Source organism: Streptomyces sp. NPDC046712 (assembly GCF_040645695.1).
Classification (GTDB): Bacteria; Actinomycetota; Actinomycetes; order Streptomycetales; family Streptomycetaceae; genus Streptomyces.
Window position 1 is genome coordinate 1 of the sequence record NZ_JBEYYW010000058.1, and the last position, 1,248, is coordinate 1,248.

General features: G+C 64.6%; 1 protein-coding gene. It reads right to left on the reverse strand.

Going from position 1 to position 1,248, the window contains the following annotated elements:
• Positions 1-187: 187 nt before the first annotated feature.
• Positions 188-973 (reverse strand): transposase family protein, encoded by a 786-nt coding sequence (locus tag ABZ939_RS36855; protein ID WP_282773919.1) that lies wholly within the window; start codon positions 971-973, stop codon positions 188-190.
• Between the last annotated feature and the right edge of the window lie 275 nt (positions 974-1,248).

Genomic DNA, 1,248 nt, shown 5'->3' on the forward strand with positions numbered 1-1,248 from the left:
CTCGTGGGCAGCCCGTATCGAGAAGAAGCTCAACCGCATGGACGGGGTCGAGGCCACCGTCAACTACGCCACCGAGAAGGCGAAGGTCACCACCTGGGCGAACGACAGCTTCCTCACGTAACCCCGGTCCGGCAGCCTTGAACGCTATGAGTGGGGCATTACTTGCAATGAGCCTTTTCCATCTTGGTTAGTTGAGGTGATGTTCGAGGGTGAGGATGGCTTTGGTGAGGGTGGTGACGCGGTGGGTGCTGCAGCGGGCGCGGGTGAGGATCCGCCAGTTTTTGAGGATGGCGAAGCCGCGTTCGCCGGGGCCGCGTAGTCGGGCGAGGGCGGTGTTGGCGGCTTTGTAGGCGGGGCCGAGTTCGCGTGTGGGCTGGTGGTGGTTGCGGCGGTTCTTGTACGGGGTGATCACCCCGGGCGCGACCTGGTCGTAGCCGCCGTCGGCGAGTAACCGCAGGTCGGCTTGTGCGGCCTGCTCGCAGATGTGGTGATGGCGGGCGGCTGCGGTGTCGTTGGTGGCGCCGGGTAGTCCCTCGGAGATCCAGAGCAGGGTGCCGTGGGGGTCGGTGAGGGCTTGGATGTTGATGCCGTGGTGGCGGTGTTTGCCGGAGTAATAGGGCTTGTTCGCGGCGATGCGGTCGGTGCGGATGACGGTGCCATCGAGGATGGCGTAGTTGTGGAAGGTCCAGGCCAGCCGCCACAACGCCGCGGTCAAGCTCGGGGCACGGTGGGCGAGCAGGTCGGTGGTTTCGTGCACGTAGCGGCACACGGTGGCGACACCGATCCCGAATCCGGCGGCGAGGCGCTGGTAGGTGTCACCGTTGCGCAGGTGGGCCAGCACGAGCAGGGCCTGGCGTTGCGGGGGCAGCCGTCGCCAGCGTGACCCGATCGCGCGGCGGTGGGTGCGGATGATCTGGGTCAACTCAGCCAGTGTCTGACTGGACAACGCGATCGTCGACGGGTAAGACAACACCACGAAGCTCCTGGTAGCGCATGTTTCTTGGTCGATACACGCACCTACCAGGAGCTTTGCCATGTCCAGCTCAGCGACACACCCTCACCAACCCACATTAGGTTGGAAAAGGCTCAATGAATGCAAGTAATGCCCCACTCATAGCATTGGAACGGTGGTTCCAGGGGGGTCAGTCCGGCCAGCTCGGCCGGCGCTTTTCCAGGAAGGCGGCCATGCCCTCCTTGGCCCCCGGCAGTTGTGAAGCGGCGGCCATGACCTCCAGCGCGATCGTGTAG